At 42.6% G+C, this 5,403-nt stretch carries 1 protein-coding gene; it reads right to left on the bottom strand.

Annotated elements, in window-relative coordinates; all coding sequences use genetic code 11:
- On the bottom strand, positions 1-5,403 hold a 5,403-nt coding region (locus tag DNJ75_RS14120), incomplete at both ends, for a beta strand repeat-containing protein (RefSeq protein WP_206609120.1).

Here is a 5,403-nt window from a genome sequence, read left to right as displayed (position 1 = left end):
CATGCGTATCATCTGCATCAGATAACGTAATACCATTATCAATAACAATGGCACTGGCATTTTCAATATAATTAACAACACCGCCAGCATTTACAATGGGCGCATTATTAATCGCACCTAAATTCACAGTACTGGTCGCTATATTTGAGTTTCCATCACCGTCATTTGTCGTCCAACTAATCGTGCGTGATAATGTGTTTGGATTAGATGATAAATTCTGATAAGTAACTGATCTTAACGCCGCTTGATAATTAGCGACTGTATCGCTACCTGTTAAGGTTAACACACCTGTTGTTGCATTAAAGCTTCCCGTGATATTAGCAGTATTCGCAAATGCTAAGATATCCTCACCATTGACATAGTTATTACTAATCGTTACTGTTGCACCTTCAATATTCGTGTCATCAACATCAGACATGCTCAGTAATCCATCAATCACTGTCGCTGGGTCGTTTTCACTATAGCTTAATACGCCTCCAGCAGATAAAACGGGAACATCATTCACCGCAGTCACATTAATGGTGCTAGTGACAAGATTTGAATTGGCATCGCCATCATTCACTAACCATCTAACGGTTCTTGACAGCGTACTTGGGTTATCTGAAGTATTTTGATAGGTCACACTACGCAATGCTGCCTGATAATTAGCGATCGTATCACTACCACTTAAGGTTAATACACCGCTGGCAGCATTAAAGCTACCGGTAATATTAGCAGTATTCGCAAATGCTAAGATGTCTTCACCATTAACATAATTACCAATCATGCTAACACTTGCGCTTTGAATATGGGTATCGTCAACATCATTAATACTAATACCAGTATCTATCACACTCGCTGGCGCATTTTCTGTGTAATTTAACGTGCCACCTGCTACCATAACTGGTGCATCATTCACCGCGGTAATATTAATCGTACTTGTCACCGCACTTGAGTTGACATCACCATCATTAACAACAAAGCTCACGGTACGTGCTAAGGTACTTGGATTATCAGAAGTGTTTTGATAGGTCACACTGCGTAAAGCCGCTTGATAGTTGGCAAGCGTGTCACTACCTGTTAGGGTTAACACACCAGTTCCTGCATTAAAGCTTCCCGTGATATTAGCAGTATTCGCAAATGCTAAGATATCCTCACCATTAACATAGTTATTGCTAATCGTAACACTTGCGCTTTCAATATTGGTATCATCCGCATCATTCACGGTAAGCGCCACATCAATGACACTGGCAGAGGCATTCTCGGTATAGCTTAACGTACCACCTGCCACCACAACCGGTGCGTCATTCACCGCGGTGATATTAATCGTACTGGTGACTGGTGTTGAGTTGACATCGCCATCATTCACCACAAAGCTCACAGTACGCGCTAAGGTGCTTGGATTATCAGACGTGTTTTGATAGGTCACACTACGTAATGCTGCCTGATAGTTGGCAAGCGTGTCAGTACCTGTTAGGGTTAATACCCCAGTGGTTGCATTAAAGCTTCCTGTGATATTCGCCGTATTTACAAACGCTAACACATCCTCACCATTGACATAGTTATTGCTAATGGTAATGGTTGCACTTTCAAGGTTGGTATCATCAACATCACTAATGGCAATGGTATTATCTATCACACTGGCTGCGTCGTTTTCGGTATAACTTAACACCGCACCTGCGGTAACCACCGCAGCATCATTGACTGCGGTCACATTAATGGTACTTGTAACCGCACTTGAGTTTACATCACCATCATTCACGACAAAGCTCACGGTACGTGCTAAGGTGCTTGGATTATCAGACGTGTTTTGATAGGTCACACTATGTAATGCTGCCTGATAGTTGGCAAGCGTGTCAGTACCTGTTAGGGTTAATACCCCAGTGGTTGCATTAAAGCTTCCTGTGATATTCGCCGTATTTACAAACGCTAACACATCCTCACCATTGACATAGTTATTGCTAATGGTAATGGTTGCACTTTCAAGGTTGGTATCATCAACATCACTAATGGCAATGGTATTATCAATCACTGTGGCACTGTCGTTTTCGGTATAACTTAACACCGCACCTGCGGTAACCACTGCAGCATCATTAACCGCGGTGATATTAATCGTACTGGTGACTGGTGTTGAGTTGACATCGCCATCATTCACCACAAAGCTCACAGTACGCGCTAAGGTACTTGGATTATCAGACGTGTTTTGATAGGTCACACTGCGTAATGCCGCTTGATAATTAGCGACTGTATCACTACCTGTTAAGGTTAACGCACCTGTGCCTGCATTAAAGCTTCCGGTAATATTGGCAGTATTCACAAATGCTAAGATATCCTCACCATTAACATAGTTATTGCTAATCGTAACACTTGCGCTTTCAAGGTTGGTATCATCAACATCATTGATGGTAATGGTATTATCTATCACACTGGCTGCGTCGTTTTCGGTATAACTTAAGACCGCACCAGCTGTAACCACCGCAGCATCATTCACTGCTGTCACATTAATCGTACTGGTGACCGCACTTGAGTTTACATCACCATCATTCACCACAAAGCTCACGGTACGTGCTAAGGTACTTGGATTATCTGAAGTGTTTTGATAGGTCACACTACGTAATGCCGCTTGATAATTAGCGGCTGTATCACTACCGGTTAAGGTTAACACACCTGTGCCTGCATTAAAGCTACCGGTAATATTCGCCGTATTTATAAACGCTAACACATCCTCACCATTGACATAGTTATTGCTAATGGTAATGGTTGCACTTTCAAGGTTGGTATCATCAACATCACTAATGGCAATGGTGTTATCAATCACTGTGGCACTATCGTTTTCGGTATAGCTTAACGTACCACCTGCGACGACAACCGGTGCGTCATTCACCGCGGTGATATTAATCGTACTGGTAACTGGCGTCGAATTGGCATCACCATCATTCACCACAAAGCTCACCGTACGTGCTAAGGTACTTGGATTATCTAAAGTGTTTTGATACGTCACACTGCGTAATGCCGCCTGATAATTAGCGACTGTATCACTACCTGTTAAGGTTAATACGCCTGTACCCGCATTGAAGCTTCCGGTAATATTAGCAGTATCTGCAAATGCTAAGATATCCTCACTATTAACATAGTTATTGCTAATGGTAATGGTTGCGCTTTCAAGGTTGGTATCATCAACATCATTGATGGCAATGGTATTATCAATCACTGTCGCTGGGTCGTTTTCACTATAGCTTAATACGCCTCCAGCAGATAAAACGGGAACATCATTCACCGCAGTCACATTAATGGTACTGGTGGCAAGGTTTGAATTGGCATCGCCATCATTCACTAACCATCTAACGGTTCTTGATAGCGTACTTGGGTTATCTGAAGTATTTTGATAGGTCACACTACGCAATGCTGCCTGATAATTGGCAAGCGTATCACTACCACTTAAGGTTAATACACCGCTAGCAGCATTAAAGCTACCAGTAATATTAGCAGTACTGATAAACGCTAAGATATCTTCACCATTAACATAATTACCAATCATGCTAACACTTGCACTTTGAATATGGGTATCGTCAACATCATTAATACTAATACCAGCATCTATCACACTCGCTGGTGCATTTTCTGTATAATTTAACGTGCCACCTGCCACCATAACTGGTGCATCATTCACCGCGGTGATATTAATCGTACTTGTCACCGCACTTGAGTTCACATCACCATCATTCACCACAAAGGTGATTGTTCGTGCTAAGGTATTTGGATTATCTGAAGTGTTTTGATAGGTCACACTACGTAATGCTGCCTGATAATTAGCGACTGTATCACTACCTGTTAAGGTTAACATACCTGTGCCTGCATTAAAGCTACCGGTAATATTCGCAGTATTCACAAATGCCAACACATCTTGACCATTAACATAGTTGTTACTAATCGCGATTGTTGCACTCTCAAGATTGGTATCATCAACATCACTAATGGCAATGGTATTATCAATCACTGTGGCACTATCGTTTTCGGTATAACTTAACACCGCACCAGCTGTAACTACCGCAGCATCATTCACTGCGGTCATATTAATGGTACTTGTCACCGCACTTGAGTTGACATCGCCATCATTAACAACAAAACTCACAGTACGTGCTAAGGTACTTGGATTATCAGAAGTGTTTTGATAGGTCACACTACGTAATGCTGCCTGATAATTAGCGACTGTATCACTACCTGTTAAGGTTAACACACCGGTGCCTGCATTAAAGCTACCGGTAATATTGGCAGTATTCACAAATGCTAAGATATCCTCACCATTAACATAGTTATTGCTAATCGTAACACTTGCGCTTTCGATATTGGTATCATCCGCATCATTCACAGTAAGCGCCACATCAATGGCACTGGCAGAGTCATTCTCGGTATAGCTTAACGTACCTCCTGCCACCACAACCGGTGCATCATTCACTGCTGTCACATTAATCGTACTTGTCACCGCACTTGAGTCAACATCTCCATCATTAACGACAAAGCTTACCGTACGTGCTAACGTGCTTGGATTATCTGAAGTGTTTTGATAGGTCACACTGCGTAATGCTGCCTGATAATTAGCGACTGTATCACTACCGGTTAGGGTTAACACACCTGTGCCTGCATTAAAGCTGCCGATGATATTGGCAGTATTGACAAACGCCAACACATCTTGTCCTGCTGCAAAGTTACCCGTAATTGAAATAGTTGCACTTTCAAGGTTGGTATCATCAACATCACTAATGGCAATGGTATTATCAATCACTGTTGCACTGTCGTTTTCGGTATAACTTAACACCGCACCTGCGGTAACCACCGCAGCATCATTCACCGCGGTGATATTAATTGTACTGGTGACTGGTGTTGAGTTGACATCGCCATCATTCACCTCAAAGCTCACGGTACGTGCTAAGGTATTTGGATTATTAGACGTATTTTGATAGGTCACACTACGTAATGCTGCCTGATAATTAGCGACTGTATCACTACCGGTTAAGGTTAACACACCAGTTCCTGAATTAAAGCTTCCCGTGATATTAGCAGTATTCGCAAATGCTAAGATATCCTCACCATTAACATAGTTATTGCTGATCGTAACACTTGCGCTTTCAATATTGGTATCATCCGCATCATTCACGGTAAGCGAACCATTAATGACCGCACCTGGCGACTGTTCCGTATAACTTATCGCACCGCCTGCCACCACAACCGGCGCGTCATTCACCGCGGTGATATTAATCGTACTTGTCACCGCACTTGAGTTCACATCGCCATCATTAACGACAAAGCTCACGGTACGTGCTAAGGTGCTTGGATTATCAGAAGTGTTTTGATAGGTCACACTACGTAAAGCCGCCTGATAGTTGGCAAGCGTATCACTACCTGTTAAGGTTAACACACCTGTGC

The sequence above is a fragment of the Cysteiniphilum litorale genome (genome assembly GCF_003428165.1).
GTDB lineage: Bacteria > Pseudomonadota > Gammaproteobacteria > Francisellales > Francisellaceae > Caedibacter > Caedibacter litoralis.
Note: the sequence above shows the minus strand (reverse complement) of the source record. Positions and strands in the feature narration are given on the sequence as shown.